Source organism: Pseudotabrizicola alkalilacus, from assembly GCF_003443995.1.
In the GTDB taxonomy this organism is placed as follows: Bacteria; Pseudomonadota; Alphaproteobacteria; order Rhodobacterales; family Rhodobacteraceae; genus Pseudotabrizicola; species Pseudotabrizicola alkalilacus.
The window spans coordinates 225,102-246,853 of sequence record NZ_QWEY01000007.1 but is presented as its reverse complement, the minus strand read 5'-3'; the positions used below and the strand labels follow the sequence as shown (position 1 = coordinate 246,853).

At 63.7% G+C, this 21,752-nt stretch carries 28 protein-coding genes; 17 read left to right on the top strand and 11 right to left on the bottom strand.

Features of this window, described 5'->3' with window-relative positions; translation table 11 throughout:
- Positions 1 to 572, top strand: a 572-nt coding sequence (locus tag D1012_RS22480; RefSeq protein ID WP_233517127.1) for a hypothetical protein, incomplete at its 5' end; no start/stop codon positions are given.
- Positions 569 to 895, top strand: coding sequence for a hypothetical protein (locus D1012_RS14110; RefSeq protein WP_147335702.1), 327 nt, complete (start codon positions 569 to 571; stop codon positions 893 to 895). The genes D1012_RS22480 and D1012_RS14110, both read left to right, overlap by 4 nt.
- Positions 896 to 996: 101 nt before the next feature.
- On the opposite strand, the gene mdh is transcribed toward D1012_RS14110, so the two are convergent.
- Positions 997 to 1,959, bottom strand: coding sequence for a malate dehydrogenase (gene mdh, locus D1012_RS14105; protein ID WP_118153317.1), 963 nt, complete (start codon positions 1,957 to 1,959; stop codon positions 997 to 999).
- 160 nt (positions 1,960 to 2,119) lie between these two features.
- Here mdh and D1012_RS14100 point away from each other — a divergent pair, with 160 nt between their 5' ends.
- Positions 2,120 to 2,872: a sulfite exporter TauE/SafE family protein gene (locus D1012_RS14100; protein WP_118153411.1), complete on the top strand. Its 753-nt coding sequence runs from the start codon at positions 2,120 to 2,122 to the stop codon at positions 2,870 to 2,872.
- Positions 2,873 to 2,941: 69 nt separating this feature from the next.
- Here the strand turns inward: D1012_RS14100 and D1012_RS14095 are convergent, their stop codons facing one another.
- Both D1012_RS14095 and D1012_RS14090 read right to left on the bottom strand, forming a co-directional pair.
- The gene (locus tag D1012_RS14095) at positions 2,942 to 3,133 is read right to left on the bottom strand and encodes a CsbD family protein (RefSeq protein WP_118153314.1); all 192 of its coding nucleotides are present in this window, start codon (positions 3,131 to 3,133) and stop codon (positions 2,942 to 2,944) included.
- Between the two features lie 102 nt (positions 3,134 to 3,235).
- Entirely contained in the window at positions 3,236 to 3,547 is a 312-nt protein-coding gene (locus tag D1012_RS14090; protein WP_118153311.1) for a hypothetical protein, read from the bottom strand.
- Between the two features lie 181 nt (positions 3,548 to 3,728).
- Here D1012_RS14090 and D1012_RS14085 point away from each other — a divergent pair, with 181 nt between their 5' ends.
- The 14 genes from D1012_RS14085 (at position 3,729) to D1012_RS14015 (ending at position 14,219) form a co-directional block, all read left to right on the top strand.
- Positions 3,729 to 4,583 carry an HpcH/HpaI aldolase/citrate lyase family protein gene (locus D1012_RS14085; RefSeq protein WP_118153408.1) on the top strand — a complete coding sequence of 285 codons (855 nt, stop codon included), beginning with the start codon at positions 3,729 to 3,731 and terminating at the stop codon, positions 4,581 to 4,583.
- 35 nt (positions 4,584 to 4,618) lie between these two features.
- A complete protein-coding gene (locus tag D1012_RS14080) occupies positions 4,619 to 5,164 on the top strand; it encodes an NnrU family protein (RefSeq protein WP_118153308.1) in 546 nt (181 codons plus the stop codon).
- A gap of 4 nt (positions 5,165 to 5,168) precedes the next feature.
- Positions 5,169 to 5,372, top strand: coding sequence for a DUF1737 domain-containing protein (locus D1012_RS14075; RefSeq protein ID WP_118153304.1), 204 nt, complete (start codon positions 5,169 to 5,171; stop codon positions 5,370 to 5,372).
- A gap of 49 nt (positions 5,373 to 5,421) precedes the next feature.
- Positions 5,422 to 6,447: a MaoC family dehydratase gene (locus D1012_RS14070; protein ID WP_118153300.1), complete on the top strand. Its 1,026-nt coding sequence runs from the start codon at positions 5,422 to 5,424 to the stop codon at positions 6,445 to 6,447.
- Between the two features lie 9 nt (positions 6,448 to 6,456).
- Positions 6,457 to 7,218 (top strand): DUF4344 domain-containing metallopeptidase, encoded by a 762-nt coding sequence (locus D1012_RS14065; RefSeq protein WP_118153297.1) that lies wholly within the window; start codon positions 6,457 to 6,459, stop codon positions 7,216 to 7,218.
- A gap of 191 nt (positions 7,219 to 7,409) precedes the next feature.
- Entirely contained in the window at positions 7,410 to 7,796 is a 387-nt protein-coding gene (sdhC, locus tag D1012_RS14060; RefSeq protein WP_118153294.1) for a succinate dehydrogenase, cytochrome b556 subunit, read from the top strand.
- Between the two features lie 11 nt (positions 7,797 to 7,807).
- The gene (gene sdhD, locus D1012_RS14055) at positions 7,808 to 8,179 is read left to right on the top strand and encodes a succinate dehydrogenase, hydrophobic membrane anchor protein (protein WP_118153292.1); all 372 of its coding nucleotides are present in this window, start codon (positions 7,808 to 7,810) and stop codon (positions 8,177 to 8,179) included.
- A gap of 10 nt (positions 8,180 to 8,189) precedes the next feature.
- Positions 8,190 to 9,992, top strand: coding sequence for a succinate dehydrogenase flavoprotein subunit (gene sdhA / locus D1012_RS14050; protein WP_118153289.1), 1,803 nt, complete (start codon positions 8,190 to 8,192; stop codon positions 9,990 to 9,992).
- 122 nt (positions 9,993 to 10,114) lie between these two features.
- Positions 10,115 to 10,429 carry a hypothetical protein gene (locus tag D1012_RS22685; RefSeq protein ID WP_158569353.1) on the top strand — a complete coding sequence of 105 codons (315 nt, stop codon included), beginning with the start codon at positions 10,115 to 10,117 and terminating at the stop codon, positions 10,427 to 10,429.
- A complete protein-coding gene (locus D1012_RS14040; RefSeq protein ID WP_118153283.1) occupies positions 10,426 to 10,722 on the top strand; it encodes a hypothetical protein in 297 nt (98 codons plus the stop codon). Before D1012_RS22685 ends, D1012_RS14040 begins: the two co-directional genes overlap by 4 nt.
- Positions 10,723 to 10,725: 3 nt before the next feature.
- The gene (locus D1012_RS14035) at positions 10,726 to 11,502 is read left to right on the top strand and encodes a succinate dehydrogenase iron-sulfur subunit (RefSeq protein ID WP_118153280.1); all 777 of its coding nucleotides are present in this window, start codon (positions 10,726 to 10,728) and stop codon (positions 11,500 to 11,502) included.
- A gap of 134 nt (positions 11,503 to 11,636) precedes the next feature.
- Positions 11,637 to 12,038 carry a BLUF domain-containing protein gene (locus D1012_RS14030; protein ID WP_118153277.1) on the top strand — a complete coding sequence of 134 codons (402 nt, stop codon included), beginning with the start codon at positions 11,637 to 11,639 and terminating at the stop codon, positions 12,036 to 12,038.
- A 319-nt stretch (positions 12,039 to 12,357) separates the two neighbouring features.
- The gene (locus tag D1012_RS14020) at positions 12,358 to 13,332 is read left to right on the top strand and encodes a glutathione S-transferase family protein (RefSeq protein WP_118153271.1); all 975 of its coding nucleotides are present in this window, start codon (positions 12,358 to 12,360) and stop codon (positions 13,330 to 13,332) included.
- A gap of 26 nt (positions 13,333 to 13,358) precedes the next feature.
- Entirely contained in the window at positions 13,359 to 14,219 is an 861-nt protein-coding gene (locus tag D1012_RS14015) for an urea carboxylase-associated family protein (protein WP_118153268.1), read from the top strand.
- A gap of 69 nt (positions 14,220 to 14,288) precedes the next feature.
- Here D1012_RS14015 and D1012_RS14010 read toward each other — a convergent pair whose 3' ends face one another.
- The 8 genes from D1012_RS14010 to D1012_RS13975 form a co-directional block, all read right to left on the bottom strand.
- Positions 14,289 to 15,272: an aldo/keto reductase gene (locus D1012_RS14010; protein ID WP_118153265.1), complete on the bottom strand. Its 984-nt coding sequence runs from the start codon at positions 15,270 to 15,272 to the stop codon at positions 14,289 to 14,291.
- Between the two features lie 11 nt (positions 15,273 to 15,283).
- On the bottom strand, positions 15,284 to 16,597 hold the full coding sequence (glyA, locus tag D1012_RS14005) for a serine hydroxymethyltransferase (RefSeq protein WP_118153262.1): 1,314 nt from the start codon (positions 16,595 to 16,597) through the stop codon (positions 15,284 to 15,286).
- A gap of 3 nt (positions 16,598 to 16,600) precedes the next feature.
- Positions 16,601 to 17,302, bottom strand: a complete 702-nt coding sequence (gene deoD, locus D1012_RS14000) for a purine-nucleoside phosphorylase (protein WP_118153405.1) — start codon at positions 17,300 to 17,302, stop codon at positions 16,601 to 16,603.
- Positions 17,303 to 17,392: 90 nt separating this feature from the next.
- Positions 17,393 to 17,749 carry a DUF1127 domain-containing protein gene (locus D1012_RS13995; protein WP_158569352.1) on the bottom strand — a complete coding sequence of 119 codons (357 nt, stop codon included), beginning with the start codon at positions 17,747 to 17,749 and terminating at the stop codon, positions 17,393 to 17,395.
- Positions 17,750 to 18,018: 269 nt separating this feature from the next.
- Positions 18,019 to 18,594, bottom strand: coding sequence for a DUF1190 domain-containing protein (locus D1012_RS13990; RefSeq protein WP_118153256.1), 576 nt, complete (start codon positions 18,592 to 18,594; stop codon positions 18,019 to 18,021).
- A 4-nt stretch (positions 18,595 to 18,598) separates the two neighbouring features.
- Positions 18,599 to 19,780: a glutathionylspermidine synthase family protein gene (locus D1012_RS13985; RefSeq protein WP_118153253.1), complete on the bottom strand. Its 1,182-nt coding sequence runs from the start codon at positions 19,778 to 19,780 to the stop codon at positions 18,599 to 18,601.
- A gap of 85 nt (positions 19,781 to 19,865) precedes the next feature.
- Entirely contained in the window at positions 19,866 to 20,102 is a 237-nt protein-coding gene (locus tag D1012_RS13980) for an Lrp/AsnC ligand binding domain-containing protein (RefSeq protein ID WP_118153250.1), read from the bottom strand.
- A 55-nt stretch (positions 20,103 to 20,157) separates the two neighbouring features.
- Positions 20,158 to 21,714, bottom strand: a complete 1,557-nt coding sequence (locus D1012_RS13975) for an ATP-dependent DNA helicase (protein ID WP_233517126.1) — start codon at positions 21,712 to 21,714, stop codon at positions 20,158 to 20,160.
- Positions 21,715 to 21,752 lie beyond the last annotated feature (38 nt).

Below are 21,752 nucleotides of genomic sequence, written 5' to 3'. Positions count from 1 at the left end.
GGCTTCAACCGCTCCATCTGGTCGTCCGTCAGCCAGAAAAGATTGCTCATCATCACCCCCGTCAGTTCGGGAGCTTGAATCACGCAGGCAGGGCGGCCTCAAGCCGATTAATGGGTCCTGACCCTAGAGTGGACTTCTCAAATGCTAAATCAATTCGTGATCTAGGTTTTGAGGCAGGGCGACTGATGGCATCCTATGTCCACGTGTTGAATCATGAAGATTTGTATGCGAATGTGCTATCCGACAAAGCCACACTCGACGATCTTTTGGTTGGTTCATATTGGTACTTTGGGGCGACCAACTTTCGAACCAAAAAAGTTAATGAAGCTGTGAACGCAGTAGGTGCATGGAAAAAGGAAGAAAGTGTAATTTATCGAGTATTTGGTGATTGGAAGTTGATTTGTCAGATTGATCCGCGTTGGATTACAACCAGTACGGCATATGTCATGTTGAGAGGAGGAACGCTCGATACGATGGGTCTTGTTCATCTAAACAGCATTGATGCCAAACGAAAACTTGCCGTTGCATCTCCCTTATTTCTTGGCGCGCCTGATCGTGGAGGTTTGAGATGAAAGCCAAATATGTAGAAGCGCTCAAGCATTTTGAGCAGATTGCGAAAGTTGAAACATCGACGTGGCCGGATGAGCAATGGCATGGCGATATTGAAAATTGTGATATATGCTCTCGTCCCATGGCTGATGAAACATTTATGGTCGATGGGCCTGCATCCAAAGGTGGTTTTGAGTGGGGAAATCTATGCGTCGTTTGTGCCTATAAGTCGTCTCCAAGCGTTGGATGGGGTAAGGCGCAGCTTTATCGTCGCTCAGAGGAAGGCATTTGGAAACTTGTTGCTGGGGGCCCCCCAGCAGAAGATATGATGGACGAATATGGTTGAATTGAACAACTACTTAATGCCAAACTTAAGTTGTCTATACCTTCAAAAGCAAAACGCGCGCCCCTTTCAGGGCGCGCGCTTTATCTCAAGCCGTCAGCCGATCACGCCAGCGTGGGATCAATCGCCTTGCAGGCCTCGACCAGACCCTTCACGGCGTCGACCGATTTGTCGAACATCGCCTGTTCGTCCTTGTTCAGCGTGATGTTGACCACACGCTCCACACCACCAGCGCCGATCACGGTGGGGACGCCGACGTACATGCCGTTCAGGCCGAGCGCGCCGTCCACATAAGCCGCGCAGGGCAGGAGGCGCTTCTGGTCTTTCAGGTAGGCTTCGGCCATCTCGATGGCGGAGGTCGCGGGCGCGTAGAAGGCGGAGCCGGTTTTCAGCAGGCCGACGATCTCAGCGCCGCCGTCGCGGGTGCGCTGCACGATGGCGTCAAGCTTGTCTTGCGTGGTCCAGCCCATTTGCACCAGATCCGGCAGCGGCACGCCGCCGACGGTGGAGTAGCGGGTCAGCGGCACCATGGTGTCGCCGTGGCCGCCGAGCACAAAGGCGGTGACATCGCGCATCGAGACGTTGAATTCGACCGACAGGAAGTGGCGGAAGCGGGCGGAATCGAGCACGCCTGCCATGCCGACCACCTTGTTGTGCGGCAGGCCGGAGAATTCGCGCAAAGCCCAGACCATCGCGTCGAGCGGGTTGGTGATGCAGATGACGAAGGCGTTGGGGGCGTGCTGTTTGATGCCTTCGCCGACCGATTTCATGACCTTGAGGTTGATGCCCAGCAGATCGTCGCGCGACATGCCCGGCTTGCGTGGCACACCGGCGGTGACGATGCAGACATCTGCCCCGGCGATATCGGCGTAGGAGTTGGTGCCTTTCATCACGGCATCAAAGCCCTCGGACGGGCCCGATTGCGCGATGTCGAGGGCTTTGCCCTGTGGCGTGCCTTCGGCAATGTCGAACACGGTGATGTCGCCGAGTTCCTTGATCGCGGCGAGGTGGGCGAGCGTGCCGCCGATCTGGCCAGCGCCGATGAGGGCGATCTTGGGTCGTGCCATGGGTATTCTCCCGTCTGGTGGAATGAGTCGCGCCATGGGGTAGCCCCTTGCGGCGAGTCTGGCAAGCGCTGCTTGGGGCGGTTTGTATGCGATTGTGTGCCGGGTGACTGGCGGGGCCGCGGTGTTTGCGCTAGCGGTGGGGCAAAGCGGAGGGGCGCGCGTGGAAGGTGTGGCATTCTGGGTGGCGGCGGTGGTGGCCGCGGCGCTGGTGGGGATGAGCAAGGGCGGTTTGCCTGCGGTCGGCATGCTGGGGGTGCCGGTGCTGGCGCTGGTGATCAACCCGGTGACGGCGGCGGGGCTGTTGCTGCCGGTGTATGTGCTGTCGGACCTGTTCGGGCTGTATGCTTATCGCCATGCGTTTGACCGTCGGGTGCTGGCGATCCTGGTGCCGGGGATGGTGGCCGGGGTGGTTGTGGGCTGGGCCACGGCGGCGCTGGTGCCGGGCTGGGCAGTGACGGCGCTGGTGGGGCTGATCGGGTTTGTGTTTGCGCTGAACCTTTTGGTGCGGCGCAAGGTGGCGGTGGTGCCGCGCCCGGCGCGGGTCGGTCCGGGGCTGTTCTGGGGCGCGCTGACCGGGTTCACCAGTTTCGTCAGCCATGCGGGCGCGCCGCCGTATCAGGTCTATACCCTGCCTTTGGGGCTGACCAAGGTGGTGTTTGCCGGCACCTCGACCATTGCCTTTGCGATCCTGAATGCGGTGAAGCTGGTGCCGTACTGGCAGCTGGGGCAGCTGAGCCCGGCCAATCTGAAGGTGGCGCTGGTGCTGATGCCGGTGGCGGCGGTGGCGGTGTTTGCGGGGGTCCGGCTGGTGAAGCTGCTGCCGGAGGCCGCGTTTTTCCGCTTTGTCACCTGGGCGCTCTTGGTGCTGTCGGTCAAGCTGATCTGGGACGGGATTTCCGGCGCGCTGATGTGAGCGCATAAGAAAAGGGTGCCACTGGGGCACCCTTTTCCGGCCTTGAGGAAAGCCTTTTGAACATCGACCTCAGACGTCGTCGATGGTCTTCTTTACTGCATCCTTGGTTTCGCCCAGAGCTTTCTGGGCTTCGCCCTTGCGCTCCTGAACAAAGCCTTCGGCTTGCAGTTCCTTGTTGTCGGTTGCTTTGCCGACGGCTTGCTTCACGTTGCCCATGGCGTCGTTGGCAGTGCCTTTGATCTTGTCGCTTGTGCTGCTCATGGTTCATTCCCTCCATAAGGTGCAGTTGTATGGCAGATCAACGCGGCATCCTGAGAAAGGGTTCCGCACCCACGGCGGATTATTTCGCGGCTGGGTGGGGGATCAGATTTTGCGACCACGTGCGGGCAGCTCTTCGGTCACCGCCTCATAGCTGTGACCAGAGGCGACCAGGCACATCACGCCATCGGGCAGGGTGACGGTGATGGTCCAGCTGCCGGAGGCGGGGGAGGCGAACACCTCGACCACGCCGTTGTTGGCGGCGAGGCCCATGCTGCGGCGGGTTTCGCCGTACTTTTCGGTGAGCTGGCCCAGCACCAGATCGCGGGTGCCACATTGCGGGGCGGAGTGAACGGTGGTGGCGGCGAGGATCAGCCCGGCAGCGCCGAGCGAGAAAGCGAGAAGCGTCTGGTTCATGGCGTGCCTTTGCTGATGTTTCGGGTTTCGCATGACCCAAGGCTGCGCCGGGAATGCGTAGAATGAGTTAACCCGGCGCACCCTTTGCGGGGACGGGATGCTGCGATGCGGCAAATTTATGCTTGCGGTTTGTGACGGAATCGGGGTTTGTGGCGCAAGATTATTGCTTGAGGTCGAATCGATGACAAAGCCCGCACGCCCGTACCGCTCTGTGCTCTATATCCCCGGCTCGAAAGAGCGGGCGCTGGAAAAGGCGCAGGGTCTGGCCGCCGATGCGATCATCTTTGATCTGGAAGATGCGGTTGCCCCCGATGAAAAGCCGCGCGCCCGTGAGGTGTTGGCGCAGGCGTTGCGGGCCGATTACGGATCGCGGGCGCGGATCGTGCGGATCAACGGGTTTGATACCGAATGGGGGCGCGCGGATGCGGCAGCGTTCGCCGACCATCCGGGGGTGGATGCGGTGCTGATCCCCAAGGTCAGCACCACGGCCGATCTGGACGCGGTGGCGGCGCTGGTGCCGGGCAAGCCGCTGTGGGCGATGATGGAAACCGCACTGGGCATGCTCAATGCCGGGGCGATTGCCGGGCATCCGGCGTTGCAGGGCATGGTGATGGGCACCAATGATCTGGCACGCGAGCTGGGTGCGCGCGGTCGGCCTGACCGTCTGCCGATGATGGCGGGGCTGGGGCTGTGCCTGCTGGCGGCCAAGGCGTATGACCGGGTGATTGTCGATGGCGTCTATAATGCGTTCAAGGATGACGAGGGCCTGCGCGCCGAATGCGCGCAGGGCCGCGACATGGGCTTTGACGGCAAGACGCTGATCCATCCATTGCAGCTGGAGATTGCCAACGCGGGTTTTGCCCCTGATGAGGCCGAGCTTGATCTGGCCCGCCGCCAGATCGCTGCGTTTGACGCGGCGCTGGCGGACGGGCAGGCGGTGGCGGTGGTCGATGGCAAGATCGTGGAAAATCTGCATATCGTGACCGCAAAGGCGACCCTGGCGCGGGCAGAGGCGATTGCGGCTCTTTCGGTTTAGGCCCATGGTGCCGGCAGGCAACCAAAGGTGACCCCATGACACTTCTTATCCTTGGCGTGGCGCTCTGGTGGGCCGCGCATTTCTTTAAACGTGTGGCTCCTGATGCGCGGGCCCGGATGGGCGAGGCGGGCAAAGGTGCTGTCGCACTCGCCTTGGTGGTCAGCATCGGGCTGATGTACTGGGGCTATGGTCAGGCCGATGGGCCGGTCTGGTGGGGGCGCACCCCGGCGTTGGTCGGGATCAACAACCTGCTGATGGTGCTGGCGGTTTATTTCTATGCGGTGTCGGGGTCCAAAACCTGGCTGGCGCGCAAGGTGCGGCACCCGCAGCTGACCGGGTTCAAGCTGTGGGCAGTGGCGCATTTGCTGGTGAACGGCGACTTGCCAAGCTTTGTGCTGTTTGGCGGTTTGCTGGCCTGGGCCGTGGTTGAGGTCATCGTGCTCAACCGTGCGCAGCCGGAATGGGTACGCCCTGCGCCGCGCCCGGTGGCCAAGGAGTTCGTGGCGATCGGGGCCACGGTGGTGGTGACGCTGGTGGTGATGCTGATTCACAACTGGCTGGGTGTGCAGCCCTGGGGGTAAGGCAATGAAATTGTATCGGTTTCTGTCGGATGATGACACCTCGGCCTTTTGCCACAAGGTGACGGCGGCGCTGAACAAGGGCTGGGTGCTGCAGGGCGGGCCGACCTATGCCTTTGACGCCGCGCGCGGCGTGATGCGCTGCGGGCAGGCGGTGGTGAAGGATGCGGCGGGCACTTATTCGCCGGATACAAAGCTGGGCGATCATTAACGAGGGTGCGTGCAAACATGCCCTATGGCCGGAACTGGGAGGCGGTGCGATGAAGACCAATCCGGGACGTTTTTTCGAGGATTACCGGCTGGGTGAGGTGATCCCTCATGCCGTGCCGCGTACGCTGTCGGGCGGCGAGCGGGCGCTGTACCACGCGCTGTACCCGGCGCGGCATGCGATCTATTCCTCGGATCAGTTTGCGCAAAGCTGTGGTCTGCCCGGCTCGCCTATTGACGATCTGGCGGCGTTTCATACGGTGTTTGGCAAGACCGTGCCGGACATCAGCCTGAACGCGATTGCCAATCTGGGCTATGCCGAGGGGCGGTGGCTGCAGCCGGTCTATCCCGGCAATACGTTGCGCGCCGAAAGCACGGTGATCGGGCTGAAGGAAAACTCCAGCGGCACTTCGGGCGTGGTCTACGTGCGCACGCGCGGGTTCAATCAGGATGATGAGCCGGTGCTGGAATATGTGCGCTGGGTGATGGTGAGAAAGGGGCGACTGGATGCGCCCGCGCCCGCTGCGGTGGTGCCGCAACTGGCAAGCGTGGTGGTGCCCGAGGCGCTGGTGATGCCGCGCCGGCTGGATTTCACGCGCTATGATTTCGCGCTGGCGGGGGAGCGGCATCGCTGGGGCGACTATACCGTGGGCGAGCAGATCGACCATGTGGACGGCGTGACGGTGGAAGAGGCCGAGCATATGCTGGCCACGCGCCTGTGGCAGAACACCGCCAAGGTGCATTTTGACGCGACCGTGCGCGCGGATGGCAAACGGCTGATTTACGGCGGGCATATCATCAGTCTGGCGCGGGCGCTGTCGTTTAACGGGCTGGCCAATGCGCAGATGATCGTGGCGCTGAACGCGGGCGCACATGCCAACCCGTGCTTTGCCGGGGATACAGTGCGGGCCTGGTCCGAGGTGCTGGACCGTGCTGAAACCACGGCCCCCGGGGTGGGGGCGGTTCGGTTGCGGCTGGTGGCGACGCGGGGGGCGGCGTTTGATCTGCGCGGTGCGGATGGCAAGTATTTGCCGGAGGTGCTGCTGGATCTGGACTACTGGGCGCTGATGCCGCTGTAAGAGGGAAAGATGCGGGCAGGATTTGCGGGATCTGTTCTGGCGGGTGTTGTGGCTTTGGCCAACCCTGCGCTGGCGGAGGGCCTGTCGCCCGATGCCAAACGTTTTGTCGAAGGCAATCTGATTGGCACCTTCTATCATGAGATGGGTCACGCGCTGATTGATGTGCTGCAACTGCCCGTGCTGGGGCAGGAAGAGGACGCGGCCGATACGCTGGCGGTGGTGCTGATCCACGATCTGTGGGAGGCGGAGGACGCTGAGTGGCTGGGCCGGGCGACGGCGGATTATTACTATTACACCGTGGACTGGTCGGGCGACGCGGCGGATGAGACGGAGTGGTGGGGCGTGCATGGTCCTGATGAGCAGCGCTATTACACCCACGTTTGCCTTTTCTACGGCACGGACCCGGAGCGACTTGCCGAACTTGCGACGGAATATGAACTGCCCGAAGATCGCGCCGAAGGCTGCGCCGAGGAGTTCCGGCTGGCCGCAGAGTCATGGGGCGCATTTTTGTATGAGATCGCGCTTGAAGAGGGTGATAAGCCTGCAAAAGCGCTGAAACTGGATGCGCCAAAGACCGCGCCCTATTACGCGCTTTTCGCCCAGGAGGTGCGCGACTGGAACGAGCGATTTGCGCTTCCCGGCCCGATCACGGTGCGGGTTGAGGCCTGCGGCGAGGCAAATGCCTTTTACTCTTCTGCCGACTCATCCATCACCATGTGCACCGAATATGTCGACTGGTTGATCTCGATCGCGAAGGAGGCAGATTTGTGATCACAGCCTGAAAATTCGTGATCACAAAGCCGGAAAATTTCAACTGTTATCGCTAAAATGCTGCACATGCACCATTGCGGCAGGTGACAGGCCCAAAAAAAGCGCTATTCAGAGACATAACAATCGAAGCGCGCCCCGGACCGGCCAATATCGGACAGGCCTGGGACCAGCCAGCGACGAAGGGAACCGACATGGCGAACGTCAAACGGGTCAAACGGCCTCTTTCCCCGCATTTGCAGATTTATCGTCCGCAATTGACCTCCATCACCTCGATCCTGACCCGGATCACCGGCAATGCGCTGATCGTGGGCACGATGCTGGCGGTGTGGTGGCTGCTGGCGGCGGCGACCTCACCCGAGTATTTCGCCACGGCAGATGCGGTGGCGACCAGCTGGTTCGGCGATCTGGTGTTCACCGGCTCGCTCTGGGCGGTGTGGTACCACTATCTGGCGGGTGTGCGGCACCTGTATTTCGATGCGGGCAAGGGTCTGGACATTCCGACAGCAGAAAAGCTGGGCTGGGGTGTCATCGGTGGATCGGTCGTGTTGACCGTGATCACAATTCTTCTGGTTCAGTGAGGGGCAGGCAGATGCGGTATTTGACCGATCGTAAGCGGGCCGTGGGCAAGGGTGCCTCGGGCACCGGGACGGAACATCACTGGGCGATGCAGGTGACAGCGGTGGGGCTGGCTTTGCTTTTGCCCGCCTGGCTTTATATCTTTGGCTCGGCGCTGGGCGGCACGCAGGCGGAGGTGGTGGCGACATTCTCGCGCCCGTTCCCGGCGATCCTGACGGCGCTGCTTTTGGTAGTGGGAATGAAGCATTTCGCCGCCGGGGCCCAGATGATGATTGAAGATTACGCCCGTGGGGCGGCTCGGAAATGGGCGGTCATTCTGGTGACCTGTCTGGCCTGGGCGATTGCGGCGACGGGGCTGTTTGCCCTGGCGCGCATGGCGCTGTGAAGGAAAGAACATGACGGCTTATCCTTATGAAGTGCACGACTATGATGTGGTCGTGGTGGGTGCGGGCGGTGCAGGCTTGCGCGCCACGCTGGGCATGGCAGAGCAGGGGCTGCGCACCGCCTGTGTGACCAAGGTGTTCCCGACCCGCAGCCACACGGTTGCGGCGCAGGGTGGCATTGCGGCGTCGTTGGGCAATATGGGCCCCGACAGCTGGCAATGGCACATGTACGACACCGTAAAGGGGTCGGACTGGCTGGGCGACACCGATGCGATGGAATATCTCGCACGCGAGGCGCCGAAAGCGGTCTATGAGCTGGAGCATTACGGCGTGCCGTTTTCGCGCACCGAAGAGGGCAAGATCTATCAGCGTCCGTTCGGCGGCCACACGACTGAGTATGGCGAAGGCCCACCGGTGCAGCGCACCTGTGCGGCGGCTGACCGGACCGGCCATGCGATCCTGCACACGTTGTACGGGCAGAGCCTCAAGAACAACGCCGAGTTCTATATCGAATATTTCGCGCTGGATCTGATCATCACCGATGGTCGCTGCACCGGCGTGGTGGCGTGGAAGCTGGATGACGGCACCATGCATGTGTTCAATGCCAAGATGGTGGTGCTGGCCACGGGCGGCTATGGCCGCGCCTATTTCAGCGCGACCTCGGCCCATACCTGCACCGGCGACGGCGGCGGCATGGTGGCGCGGGCGGGTCTGCCGCTGCAGGATATGGAATTCGTGCAGTTCCACCCGACCGGCATCTATGGCTCCGGCTGTCTGATCACCGAAGGCGCGCGGGGCGAGGGCGGCTATCTGACCAACTCCGAAGGCGAGCGGTTCATGGAACGCTATGCGCCGCATTACAAGGATCTGGCGCCGCGCGATTACGTGTCGCGCTGCATGACGCTGGAAATTCGCGAAGGCCGGGGTGTGGGTGCGAATGGCGACCATATCAGCCTGCACCTGAACCATTTGCCGAAAGAAACGCTGGATCTGCGGCTGCCGGGGATTTCGGAAAGCGCGCGCATCTTTGCCGGTGTCGACCTGACCAAAGAGCCGATCCCGGTGCTGCCGACAGTGCACTATAACATGGGCGGTATCCCGACCAACTATTGGGGTGAGGTGCTGAACCCCACCGCCGACGCCCCCGACGCGATCTTCCCCGGCCTGATGGCTGTGGGCGAGGCGGGCTGTGCGAGTGTGCATGGTGCGAACCGTCTGGGCTCGAACTCGCTGATCGACCTTGTGGTGTTTGGCCGCGCTGCGGCGATCCGCGCGGGCAAGGTAGTGGACCCGGAGACGGCGACACCATCGACCAACGTGGCCGAGGTGGACCGTGCGCTGTCGCGCTTTGACGGCTTGCGCCATGCCTCGGGGGCGACGCCGACCGCCGATCTGCGGCTGGAAATGCAAAAGACCATGCAGGCCGATGCGGCGGTGTTCCGCACCGACAAGACCCTGGCCGAAGGTGAGCGCAAGATGACCGAAATCGCCGGACGTGTCGGCGATCTGAAGGTCACCGACCGGTCGCTGGTCTGGAACAGCGATCTGATGGAGACGCTGGAGCTGACCAACCTGATGCCGAACGCGCTGGCCACGATCTATGGCGCGCACGCCCGGACCGAAAGCCGTGGCGCGCATGCGCATGAGGATTACCCGACGCGTGACGATGCCAACTGGCGCAAGCATTCACTGGCCCATGTCGATGGCAACAAGGTCACGCTGACCTATCGCGCCGTGCATGTGGACCCGCTGACCACCGAGGCCGAGGGCGGGATCAGCCTCAAGAAAATCGCCCCGGCAGAGCGGAAGTTCTGATGAACCAACACCCGGCACATCGGCCCGTTTCCGCCGCTGCACGTAAATGTGCAGCGGTCGGGGCTGGCGCGGCCGGGGGCTTGCGTCATCCTGTGCGCCTGACTGGGCAAAGGGTGGTGCAGATGCGTTCGATGGCTGTTGTCTGTGTGATGCTGCTGGCCGCTTGCGACCCGCAGCAGGTGGCCGATCAGGCCGGGCGGCGGATTGCCGCCACGGTGGTTCTGCCGGTGGTGCAGCTGGATATGCCGACGCCGCTGGCGCAGCGGGCGACCGATTGCATCCTGCGCAATGCCACGGCGGCTGAGGTGCAGGCTTTGGCGCGGGATGTGGCGGTGGTGGCGGGAACGTCAACCAAGGCCACGATCCGCGGCATTGCGCTACGCCCCGAGACGGCGGCGTGTTTTGCCGCCAATGGCGTGCCGCAGGTGCGGCCATGACGCGGGCACTGGTGCTTGGCTTGCCGTTGGTGTTGCTGGCCTGTGGTCCGATCCCGGTGGCACAGGCGGAGCGGCAGTGTTTTGACCGCGCCCGTCTGGCGCAACAGCCGCGTGGCGAGATCGGCGTGGGCATGAGCTCAGACGGCCGGGCGCGGTCCCGCGTCAAGCTGGAGGTCAGTTCCGACTTTATCATGGGGCGTGACCCGTCGGCGGTTTACGACTCTTGCGTTGTTCAGAAATCCGGGCAGGCACCCAGCCGCCCGCTCTATTCATTCCCGGAATGGAAGGGATAAACCATGGTCCAATTCACGCTTCCCAAGAACTCTACCATCCGCACCGGCAAGACCTGGCCGAAGCCGGAGGGCAAGAATGTACGCAAGTTCCAGATCTATCGCTGGAACCCGGATGACGGGAAAAACCCGCAGGTCGATACCTATTTCGTTGATATGGATACCTGCGGCCCGATGATTCTGGACGCGCTGATCAAGATCAAGAACGAGATTGACCCGACGCTGACCTTTCGCCGGTCCTGCCGCGAGGGGATCTGCGGCTCTTGCGCGATGAACATCGATGGCATCAACACCCTGGCCTGTATCTATGGCTTGGATGAGGTGAAGGGCGATGTGAAGATCTATCCGCTGCCGCATCTGCCGGTGGTCAAGGATCTGATCCCGGACCTTACGCATTTCTACGCCCAGCATGCCAGCATCATGCCTTGGCTGGAAACCAAGACCAACCGCCCCGCGAAAGAGTGGCGGCAGTCGATTGCGGACCGGGGCAAGCTGGATGGCTTGTACGAATGCGTGATGTGCGCCTGCTGCAGCACCTCGTGCCCATCCTATTGGTGGAATGGCGACAAGTATCTGGGGCCTGCCGCGTTGCTGCACGCCTATCGCTGGATCATCGACAGCCGCGACGAGGCGACCGGCCAGCGGCTGGACGAGCTGGAAGACCCGTTCAAGCTGTACCGCTGCCACACCATCATGAACTGCGCCAAGACCTGCCCCAAGGGGCTGAACCCGGCCAAGGCGATTGCCGAGATCAAGAAGATGATGGTCGAGCGGGTGGTCTGACGCCTTTCACGCACAGGACAGAAGGCCCCGGTTGATCCGGGGCCTTTTTCGTTTGCGGCACTGGATATGCCCGCCGGTGTGGCCTAGCTTTGACAGATGCGCCGTCCTGATCCGTGCGCAGGAAGGATCACCCCATGCCGCTCTTGCAACTGATCTATGCCTCGCGGCCGTTTGGTTTTGACGGGGCGACGCTGACCGCCATTCTGTTCGACGCCCGGCGCTGCAACACGCGTGATGACATCACCGGCGCGCTGATTTGCCGGGATGATCTGTTCCTGCAACTGCTGGAGGGGCCGGTGGCGGCGGTAGAGGCGGCCTATGCCCGCATCCGCGCCGATGACCGGCATGTCGAGGTGCGCGAACTGCTGCGCCGCGAGATTGCCGATGACGCCCGCATGTTCGCGGCCTGGGCGATGAAGGATGATCCGGCGGCCAGCCTGATCTGGTCGCGCGACGAGGTGGCGGCCGGCGTGCCGGAGCGGGCGGGGGAGGCGGCGGTGCTGGCGGTGTTTGCGCGGCTGGCTGACGCGGGCTGATCATGCCGGTCCTGTTGCTTCTCCTGCTGCTGTCGGTGCTGATCTACATGTGGATCGCGCGGCGCAACAGCACGTTGACCCGCGCCTGCAGGTGGCGGCAGGAACGATCTGCCGGGCAATGGCGTTGTGCTTCATGCGGGGCGGTGATGCCCGGCGAACGCGCACCCCGGGATTGCCTGCGGCCAAAGGATTAACCCGTCACTTCCCCGGTTTTGAGCGAGGTCTTGTGCGTGAGTGCAGGGCCGTGGCGTGGGTTGAGCGTGGCCGGACGGGGGCTGGGCTGTTAGCCTTGAGCCCAGAACAGACATAAGGGAGTGATATGGGACAGTTGGTTGACGGGGTGTGGCATGACGAGTGGTATGACACCAAATCCACCGGCGGCGCGTTCGAGCGCAACGAATCGCGCTTTCGCAACTGGGTGACGGTGGACGGATCGCCGGGCCCCTCGGGCGAGGGCGGGTTCAAGGCGGAAAGCAGGCGCTATCATCTGTATGTCTCTTATGCCTGCCCCTGGGCGCATCGCACGCTGATCTTTCGCGCGCTGAAGGGGCTGGCGGATCATATCCCGGTCTCGGTTGTGCATCCTGACATGCTGTCAGATGGCTGGACCTTTGCCACCGATTTTCCCGGCGCGACCGGGGACCGCCAGTTCGGTCTGCCCTTCCTGCGCGATGTCTATCTGCGCGATACCCCTGACATGTCGGGCCGGGTCACGGTGCCGGTGCTGTGGGATACCCAGACCGGCAGGATTGTCAGCAACGAATCCGCCGAGATCATCCGCATGTTCAATTCTGCCTTTGACGGGGTGACCGGCAATACCGATGATTATTGGCCCGAAGCGCTGCGCGAAGGCATTGAGCCGATCAACGCCCGGATTTACGACACGGTGAACAACGGCGTCTACAAGGCCGGGTTTGCCACCACCCAAAGCGCCTATGAAGCGCCGGTGCAGGCGCTGTTTGACTCGCTGGACTGGCTGGAGGCGCATCTGGGCGCGAACCGCTATCTGATGGGCGACCGGCTGACCGAAGCCGACTGGCGGCTGTTTCCGACGCTGATCCGGTTTGATCCGGTGTATCACCTGCATTTCAAATGCAACCGCCGCCGGATCATCGACTATCCGAACCTGTGGGGGTTCACGCGCGAGCTGTATCAGTGGCCGGGCGTGTCAGACACGGTGCGGGTGGATCATTTCGTGCGGCATTATCACTACAGCCATGACACCATCAATCCGAACCGGATCATTCCCATCAATCCGGTGCTGGATTATGCTGCGCCGCACGGGCGCGGCTGAGGCGCCCCTTTTGAGGGAGCCTGTGTGTGAAGCCTGAAACCCCCGCCCATGTGGCCCCCGAAGATGCCGCCGCGCGCCGCGCGGTGGCCCCGGTGATTTGCTATCCTGTCGAGGGGCTGCCTGCGCCGGACCTGGCCCCCTATCACGCCGCGCGCGACGGCTGGGAGCAGGTGGCCGAGGTGCTGGTGCCCGCGCGCGAGGCGCGGTGTTTTGACGTGCCGGCGGGGCATTTCTTTCGCATCACCAGCGTGGAGGGGCCGCAGGTCGGCGATCTGAACCTGTGGAACGCGCATGATCTGCACGAGCGGTTCTACAGCGGCAAGACCCGCGCGCTGCATGGCACGCATCTGAGCGCGGGCGACCGGATGTGGTCAAACCTGCCCTATCTGCGCGAGATGGCGCTGATCACGGCGGATACGCTGGACTGGTACGGCTTTGATGGTTTTGGCGGCGGGGTGCATGATGTGATCGGCACCCGCTGCGACCCCTATACGCACAACCTTTTGTCGGGCGGGCAGTATCACCACTGCTGCCATTCCAACCTGACGCGGGCCCTTGCGGCGCGGACCGGGCTGTCGCTGCATGAGGCGGAGTTGCATGTGCATGATGTGCTCAACGTGTTCATGTGCACTGGCTTTACCCGCGAGAGCGGGCAGTATTTCATGAAGGCCAGCCCGGTGCGACCTGGCGATTTCATCGAGTTCTTTGCCGGGATGGATCTGTTGGGGGCCTTGTCGGCCTGTCCCGGTGGGGATTGCTCGACCGTGCATTCGTCAGATCAGGCAGCGTGCTTTCCGCTGCTGGTGCAGGTGTTCAAGCCACAGAGGGCGGTTCCGGGCTGGCAGGTCAGCCGGGCGAATGGCTACGACCGGAGTCACGGGCTGTAGCCGTCGAGGGGGGCTGTCTGCCCCCCGCGCTTCGCGCCCCCCCGAGGATATTGTTCGACAGAAAATGGATCAGCTGTAGCGCTCGACCGAGGCGGCCATCGCATCGTTGTAGCGATCGCCGTAGGCCCAGCCGATGGGGAGAGTGGTTTCGATCTGCGCGCGGTCAGCGGCGGACAGGGTGATGTCAGGGGCCTGCGCCCAGGCGGCGAGGTGGGCGGCGCTGCGGGTGCCGGGGATCGGGATCAGGTGGTCGCCCTGATGCAGGCACCAGGCGAGGGCGAGGGCGGCGGGGGTGTGGCCCATGTCGGCGGCAAGCTGGTGAAAGGCGATCAACCGGGGCTTGTTCAGCGGCCAGTTCTCCGGCGAAAAGCGGGGGATCTGGCTGCGGAACGTGCCGATGACGTGCTGGTCCGGGTCGATCATCGGATCGCCAAAGGCCCCGCGCGCCAGCGGCGAGAACGGGACAAAGGCGACGCCCAGTTCGGCGCAGGTCTGGATCAGGCCCAGTTCGGGCTGGCGGGTCCAGAGCGAGTATTCATTCTGCACCGCTGTTACCGGATGCACCGCATGGGCGCGGCGCAGCGTGTAGGGCGCGACCTCGGACAGGCCATAGCCGCCGATCTTGCCGTCTTTGATCAGCGCGGCCATGGTTTCGGCTACGGCCTCGATCGGGCAGGCCGGGTCATGGCGGTGCAGGTAGAACAGGTCGATGTGGTCGACCCCCAGCCGTTTGAGCGATCCTTCGAGCTCGGCGCGCAGATAGGCGGGGTCATTGTTGATGCCGCGCGTTGCCCCTGACACGATGCCGGCCTTGGTGGCGATCACCGGGCGGTGCGGGCGGGCGGCAAGCCATTGGCCGATCACGCTTTCCGACACGCCGTTGCCATAGACATTGGCCACGTCAAGGAATGTGATGCCATGGTCCCATGCCGCATCGAGGCAGGCGTGGGACTCGGGCGTGGAGGTCGGGCCGAAGATGCCACCAAAGGACAGGCAGCCCAGACCGAGGACCGAAACGCGGGGGCCGTTGGCCCCAAGGGTGCGGTGTTTCATGGGCAATCCGGTCAGGGGGTCATGTAATGCAGCCCGGTGAACCGCGCGCGCAGGGCGCGGGTGCGGGCGGCGACGGTTTCGGGCGCGTTGGAGCGCAGGCCTTCGGCGATCAGTGCGGCGAGGGCAGGGGCATCGGCGGGGGTGACGCCCCTGCGCACCAGCTCGGGCGTGCCGATGCGCAACCCGTTCATGTCGCCCGGCACCTCGGGGATCGGCAGGCCGATGCCGCAGGCGAGGAACCCTGCCTTACGCAGGGTCTTGGACGCGGCCTGCCCTCCGCCAAAGCCTGCAGCCTCGATGGCGAACTGGTGGGTCTGGGTCGCGCCCCGGTCGGCGGCAAAGACCGGCAGGCCGAGGGCGGCCAGTTCGCGGGCGAGGGCTTGGGCAAGGGCAACCATCGCCTGCGCGTAAGCCGCGCCATGGTCGCGCCAGTCCAGCAGGGTGAGGGCGAGGGCGGCGGATTTGGCGGCGTCAAAATTCGCGGTCAGGCCGGGAAAGGCGATCTGGTCGAGCCGTTCGGCAATGGCGGCGTCATTGGTGACGATCAGCCCGCCCGCCGGGCCGCCGAGGGATTTATAGGTGCTCATCGTCATCAGATGCGCGCCCTGATTCAGCGGATTGCCCCAGGTGCCCCCGGCGATGATGCCGCATTGATGGGCGGCGTCGAACAGGACTTTCGCGCTGACCTCATCGGCGATGGCGCGGATCTCGGGCACCGGATGCGGGAACAGATTGAGACTGCCGCCAATGGTGATGATCTTGGGCCGGGTGCTGAGCGCAAGTGCGCGCAGGCCTGGCAGGTCGATGGTATAGCCATCGGCGTTGACCGGCGCCGGGTACGTGGACAGGCCGTAAAGCCCGGCACAGCCGGCGACATGGTGGGTGACATGGCCGCCGATCGCGCCGGGCGGTGCGATGATGGTGTCGCCGGGTTTGGCCAGCGCCATGAAGCCGTAGAGATTGGCCAGCGCCCCCGAGCCAACGCGGATTTCCGCGTACTTCGCGCCAAAGATCTCGGCAGCGAGTTCGGCGGCGATGACCTCGATCTCTTCAATCGCCTCCAGCCCCATCTCATACTTGTCGCCAGGGTAGCCGAGGCTGGGTCGGGAGCCGAGGCCACGCGACAGGGCCGCTTCGGCGCGCGGATTCATGATGTTGGTGGCGGGGTTGAGGTTGAAGCAGTCGTGATCGTGGATCTGCAGGTTCTGCGTGATCAGCGCCTCGATGCGGGCGCTGACCTGCGCCGAGGGGGCGGTGGCGCGGGCGGCGAGGGTCTGGACATGGGCTTCGGTCGGAACCCAGGAGCGGGGGGCGAGGTGGGGCATGGGCTATCCTTGGGCAAAGGCGGCGTGCAGGGCCATTTCGATCATCGCGGCAAAGCCGGTTTCGCGGTCGGGCGCGGGCAGGGCCGCGCCGGTCAGGATGTGGTCTGATACGGTCAGGATCGACAGCGCCCGGCGCTGGTAGCGGGCGGCGAGGGTGTAAAGTTCGGCGGTTTCCATCTCGACCGCGAGGCAGCCGTGGCGTTGCAGCTGATCGGTCAGGTCCGAGCGTTCGTCGTAGAAGGTGTCAGAGGTGAAGATGCCGCCGACATGCACCGGGACGGGGGCGGCGGCACGGGCCTTTGCGAGCAGGTCGAAATCGGCAACCGGGGCAAAGCGCAGCTCGCGGAAGATGCTGGTGGAGGGCGAGCCGATGCTGGACGCGGCCTGCGCCAGCACCACATCGCGCAGGCCGATCTGCGGCTGCAGCGCCCCGCAGGAGCCGACGCGGATCAGAGTGCGCGCGCCATAGTCGCGGATCAGCTCATTGGCATAGATCGACATCGAGGGCATGCCCATGCCGGTGCCATGGAGGGTGACGGGGTTGCCGTGCCAGGTGCCGGTATAGGCCAGCATGCCACGGGTTTCCGACACCAGACGGGGGCTTTCCAGAAAGCGCTCCGCTGCCCAGCGGGCGCGGTAGGGATCGCCCGGAAGCAGGCAGGTTCCGGCAATCTCGCCCGGCTTGGCGCCGATATGAAAGGTCATCTGATCCCTCGTGCTGCGGTGGCGGCGGGTCATCGCGCCCGGCCGGCCGACAGCAGTTGTGCGAGGTTCAGGTGGCGGGGGCAAGGGGGATCAGGCGGCGGACCAGAAGCCGGAAAAGTTGTGCCGGTTCGGGCAGAAGGCCGCATCGCGCGGATTGGCGAGCTGCGCCTTGGCCAGCACCAGAGCGCAGGCCCCACGATCCGGGCAGGTGCTGCAGACATCCAGTAGCTCGGACCAGGTGCCGTGATGGCGGCGCAACGCCCCTTCGGACAGACCAAAGACCGCGCCCATGGCGACGACGCGTTCGGGCACATCGGCGGGCATCTGCGCAAAATGGCGCAGCTGGTCGCGGCTGAGGCCAAGGTCGGACAGATCGCGGTCGGTCAGGGCATCGACCTCGGCGCGGCGGTGCTGCCGGTTGAACAGGGTTCTGAAAGGAAAGGTCATGGCGGTCTCCATCCTGTAGGATGGCAAAAAGATCGCAGACGCGGGTGCTGCTGTCCTTGATCTGGCGCAAATGTCAGACGTGGAGTGCGTTTGATAGGGCGCCCCCCACCCCCAGCCCCTCCCCACGAGGGGGAGGGGAGGCGCTTGGCGTCATTAGCGGTGCAGAGCGGCGACGTTGGGAGATGGCAGGACAAGCTGGCTGTGTACGGCGGCTCCCCTCCCCTTCGTGGGGAGGGGATGGGGGAGGGGGCGTTGCCGGAAAGTGCGGCTCAGCTGCCGACGGAGCGGGTGGCGGCCGAGCCGCCGAAGCCGCCCCGGCTGGCGACGGCGGCGCGGCTCATCGGGGGCTGGCCTGCGGTGGTCGGGCCTTTGGCAAAGGCCGTGGTGCCCATCTTGCCGGTGGAGTTCAGCCGTGACAGCTGGGTGCCCCCGGTTGGGGTGGCAAAGCCGCCACCCGCCTTTGGCACCACCGGCTGCGCCATGGCGCGGCCGCCGCCAAGGGCCTGACCGATCAGATAGCCCGCGAGCAGCGGCATGAAGATGCTGCCGCCGCCCCCACCCGAGGCCGCCGCAGGATCACCGCCGCAGGCCCCGGCGCCGTGTTCCTCTTCGCACAAGGCCTGACTTTCATAGCGCGGGGCGGTTTCCTCGTGCACCGCTTTGGCCTCGGCAAAGGTCGCTGCACAATCCTCCCGCGTGAACCAACCGCTTTGCGCCGCCGCCGCGACACAGGATTGCTCATCGGAAAACGCCGCCGCGTCGGTCTGTTCTTCGGTCTGACAGGCGGCCAGGCCAAAGGCCGCTGCCCCCAGAATCCCCAGCGATACCGCGCGTGATCTCTTCATGGCTCTACCCTTCAATGAAATGCGGTTTGAACCGCGACAGGTCTTGCGTGATCAGCGCGCGGTCTTCGCGCAGGCCCATGCCGACGCAGGTTTCCCCCACCACCCAGGCCCCGATCACCGGGCGCATGCCGCCCATGACCGGCAGCGGCTGATAGGCCTGCACGATCATGGGGTGGCGGTCGTAGTCGCGGTTGGTCGCGCGTTCCAGCACCCGGCCCTGCGCGGTAATGGTGACCGAGGCCCCCTCGCGCGAGAAGATGGGTTTGGTGACATGCCCCGCCAGCATCAGATGCGCTGCATCGGCCAGACCCTTTGTGTCATCGGCAAAAAATGACGGCAACAGGTTGGGATGGCCGGGAAACAATTGCCAGAGCACTGGCAGGATCGCCTTGTTCGACACCAGCGCCTTCCATGGCGGTTCGATGAACCGGCATTGGGCCGATGCCAGATGGGCCGAGAATTCGTCGGCGAACAGGTCTTCCCATGGGTAGAGCTTGAACAGCGTGCCGATCACCCGGTCTTCGGCGTCGGTGAACTGGCCCTCGTCGCTGATGCCAATCTTTTCCAGATCGGTGTAATGCGCCCCCATCCCGGCCTCACGTGCGGCCCAGGCCATGGTTTCCACCGTGGCGTAATCTTCAGGGGCGCCTGACATGGCGGCAAAGTGCAGATCGGTGTCGGGCGGGAAAATCTCGGCAAAGCGCTCGACCAGCGCTTCGTGCAGGCGGTTGAACTGGTCGGAGCCTTCTGCCAGCACGCGGGCCGCCAGCTGATCCTCATACCACAGCCACTGAAAGCTGGCGGATTCATACAAAGATGTCGGCGTATCGGCGTTGTATTCCAACATTTTGGCCGGGCCCTTGCCGTCATAGGCCAGATCGAAGCGGCCATAGACCTCGGGTTCGCCCGCCTCCCAGCTGTCCTTGATGAAATCCCAGCGCAGGCGGGGCAGGCCCATGCGCTCCATCAGCGCCTCATCGGCCAGCACGGTGCCCACTGCTTCGCGGCACATGGCGTGCAATTCGGTGCAAGGATCCTCGATCCGGCCCTCCACCTCTTCCAGCGTGAAGGCATAGGCCGAGGTCTCGTCCCAATAGGGCTCGCCATGCATGTCGGCGAAGGTAAAGCCCAGCTCTGCCGCCTTTGCGCGCCAGTCGGGGCGTTCGGGCAATTGGATACGGTCCAAATCTCTCTCCTGTGGTCGCCATTGATATGGCGGCGCGAAAGCCTCAAGGCAACCTGTGCTCATGCAACCGTGTCGATATGTCCGGTCAGAATGTCTTGAAGGTCATCGTGGTCAGGGTGCGGCTGATGCCCGGAATGTCGAATAGCGCGGCGTTGAGGAACTGGCCCACATCCTGTTCATCGGGGATATAGACCTTTGCCATCAGATCATATTCGCCGCTGGTCGAATACATTTCTGACACCACCTCGCGGTCCCAGATGGCGCTGGCCACCTCATAGGTTTTGCCGGGGGTGCAGCGGAACTGAACGAATACGCAGCGCATGGGGGTCTCCTGTCCTGTGACGCAGCCTAACGTGTGGCGAGCATGTGGAAAAGGGTCAGCCTTCGGTTTGTGTGGTCAGTGTCAGGGGAACGCTGGCGGGTTTGAGATCATCGACGGCCAGCGGGCCCTTGGGCAGGGCGAGGCGTGCGCGCACCACCCAGAACAGCCGCTTTTCGGCACGGGTGATGGCGACATAGGCGAGGCGTTTCCACAGCGGCAACCCGGCTTCGGACCGCCCGGCCTGGGCGGCGGCAAAGAGGTCAGGCGCAAAGACCTGCACGTTTTCCCACTGGCTGCCTTGCGCCTTGTGGATCGTCACCGCTGCGCCATGCAGGAAGGCCGCCCCCATGGTCGCGGCCGAGGCGATGAAGGGTTCATCCTCGTCCGGGCGTTCGATCTTGATGATGCTGGCGGCGGAAACCTGCGGGTCTTCGGCGCCGACCACATGGATCTTGGCAAAGCCCGGCTTGTTGCCGGGGCCGAGGTAGATCACCTGCGCGCCCTTGATCAGGCCACGCGCCTCGAGATCGATGCGCTTTTTGCGGTGCTTGAGGGGCAGCTCGATGCCGTCGCAGATCAGCGGCTCGCCAGGCAACAGCGCGTCATCCGGCGCGCCATGCGCGGCCCGGAAGGCGGTGATCAGCCGGATGCGGGTCGCGTTGCGCCAGACCAAGGCAGGGGAGCGCGCCATCATGTCGGCATCGACCCGTTCGGCCCAGACCACGCGCTCGTCGCGTTTGGACGCGTCTTCAACCATGCGTTCAAACGCATCAAAGCCGATGCTGTCATCGGCCAGTGCATGGGCCAGATCAAGGATCGGGTTGTCCTGCGCCTGCCGGTGGATGCGGCTGAGCATCAGTTTCTTGGACTCGCCAAGCCGGTCAAACACCATGCTGCCGGACTGCCCCACCGGGGCCAGCTGGGCGGGGTCGCCGAACAACACCAGCGTCGGGAAAATCTCGCGCAGGTCATCAAACTGCCGCTCGTCCAGCATCGAGGATTCGTCGATGAAGCCCACATCCAGCGGCTCTTCGCGCCGCTTCCAGCCTTGGATAAAGTCGGATCCGCGCAAGCCAGCCGCCGCCAAGGCCCCTGGAATCGAGGCCACTTGTTGATAAAAGGCAAAAGCGCGGTCCAGCGCCAGATCGGGCAGATCGTCGATCACCGGGCGGTCACCCACGCCGGTCAGCCATTCCGCGATCTTTTCATATTGCGGGTCATAGACCGGGGTATAAAGAATGCGGTGAATGGTGGTGGCGGGAACCCCGCGCATCCGCAACACGCTCGCCGCCTTGTTGGTGGGGGCCAGCACCGCCAGCGTGCGCCTTTCCTTGCGCCGCTTGCCTTCGTAATCGCCCGACACGATCTCTACCCCGGCGTCGATCATCGCCCGCGTCAGCTGCGCCAGCAGCATGGTCTTGCCCGACCCGGCCTTGCCCATCACCGCCAGCACGGTGGATTTGCCCTCACCCGGTGGGGTCAGCCCGCCATGGTCCAGATCAATGCCTGCCGCCAACAGATCGGCGGCCACACGGTCATGCGCCTCGGCCTGATCGTCGGACAGGGTCAAAAGGGCTAAGGCTGAATTGGCGGCGCGTGCGGTCATGCTCATGCGCGCGACCATAAGGCCAAGCCCCGCCCTGCACCAGA

Excerpts from the sequence above, each read along its gene's own strand:
- D1012_RS14110 (WP_147335702.1), top strand. The coding sequence starts at position 569 with ATGAAAGCCAAATATGTAGAAGCGCTCAAGCATTTTGAGCAGATTGCG.
- mdh (WP_118153317.1), bottom strand. The coding sequence starts at position 1,959 with ATGGCACGACCCAAGATCGCCCTCATCGGCGCTGGCCAGATCGGCGGC.
- D1012_RS14095 (WP_118153314.1), bottom strand. The coding sequence starts at position 3,133 with ATGAGCAGCACAAGCGACAAGATCAAAGGCACTGCCAACGACGCCATG.
- D1012_RS14090 (WP_118153311.1), bottom strand. The coding sequence starts at position 3,547 with ATGAACCAGACGCTTCTCGCTTTCTCGCTCGGCGCTGCCGGGCTGATC.
- D1012_RS14085 (WP_118153408.1), top strand. The coding sequence starts at position 3,729 with ATGACAAAGCCCGCACGCCCGTACCGCTCTGTGCTCTATATCCCCGGC.
- D1012_RS14080 (WP_118153308.1), top strand. The coding sequence starts at position 4,619 with ATGACACTTCTTATCCTTGGCGTGGCGCTCTGGTGGGCCGCGCATTTC.
- D1012_RS14075 (WP_118153304.1), top strand. The coding sequence starts at position 5,169 with ATGAAATTGTATCGGTTTCTGTCGGATGATGACACCTCGGCCTTTTGC.
- D1012_RS14070 (WP_118153300.1), top strand. The coding sequence starts at position 5,422 with ATGAAGACCAATCCGGGACGTTTTTTCGAGGATTACCGGCTGGGTGAG.
- D1012_RS14065 (WP_118153297.1), top strand. The coding sequence starts at position 6,457 with ATGCGGGCAGGATTTGCGGGATCTGTTCTGGCGGGTGTTGTGGCTTTG.
- sdhC (WP_118153294.1), top strand. The coding sequence starts at position 7,410 with ATGGCGAACGTCAAACGGGTCAAACGGCCTCTTTCCCCGCATTTGCAG.
- sdhD (WP_118153292.1), top strand. The coding sequence starts at position 7,808 with ATGCGGTATTTGACCGATCGTAAGCGGGCCGTGGGCAAGGGTGCCTCG.
- sdhA (WP_118153289.1), top strand. The coding sequence starts at position 8,190 with ATGACGGCTTATCCTTATGAAGTGCACGACTATGATGTGGTCGTGGTG.
- D1012_RS22685 (WP_158569353.1), top strand. The coding sequence starts at position 10,115 with ATGCGTTCGATGGCTGTTGTCTGTGTGATGCTGCTGGCCGCTTGCGAC.
- D1012_RS14040 (WP_118153283.1), top strand. The coding sequence starts at position 10,426 with ATGACGCGGGCACTGGTGCTTGGCTTGCCGTTGGTGTTGCTGGCCTGT.
- D1012_RS14035 (WP_118153280.1), top strand. The coding sequence starts at position 10,726 with ATGGTCCAATTCACGCTTCCCAAGAACTCTACCATCCGCACCGGCAAG.
- D1012_RS14030 (WP_118153277.1), top strand. The coding sequence starts at position 11,637 with ATGCCGCTCTTGCAACTGATCTATGCCTCGCGGCCGTTTGGTTTTGAC.
- D1012_RS14020 (WP_118153271.1), top strand. The coding sequence starts at position 12,358 with ATGGGACAGTTGGTTGACGGGGTGTGGCATGACGAGTGGTATGACACC.
- D1012_RS14010 (WP_118153265.1), bottom strand. The coding sequence starts at position 15,272 with ATGAAACACCGCACCCTTGGGGCCAACGGCCCCCGCGTTTCGGTCCTC.
- glyA (WP_118153262.1), bottom strand. The coding sequence starts at position 16,597 with ATGCCCCACCTCGCCCCCCGCTCCTGGGTTCCGACCGAAGCCCATGTC.
- deoD (WP_118153405.1), bottom strand. The coding sequence starts at position 17,302 with ATGACCTTTCATATCGGCGCCAAGCCGGGCGAGATTGCCGGAACCTGC.
- D1012_RS13995 (WP_158569352.1), bottom strand. The coding sequence starts at position 17,749 with ATGACCTTTCCTTTCAGAACCCTGTTCAACCGGCAGCACCGCCGCGCC.
- D1012_RS13990 (WP_118153256.1), bottom strand. The coding sequence starts at position 18,594 with ATGAAGAGATCACGCGCGGTATCGCTGGGGATTCTGGGGGCAGCGGCC.
- D1012_RS13980 (WP_118153250.1), bottom strand. The coding sequence starts at position 20,102 with ATGCGCTGCGTATTCGTTCAGTTCCGCTGCACCCCCGGCAAAACCTAT.
- D1012_RS13975 (WP_233517126.1), bottom strand. The coding sequence starts at position 21,714 with ATGAGCATGACCGCACGCGCCGCCAATTCAGCCTTAGCCCTTTTGACC.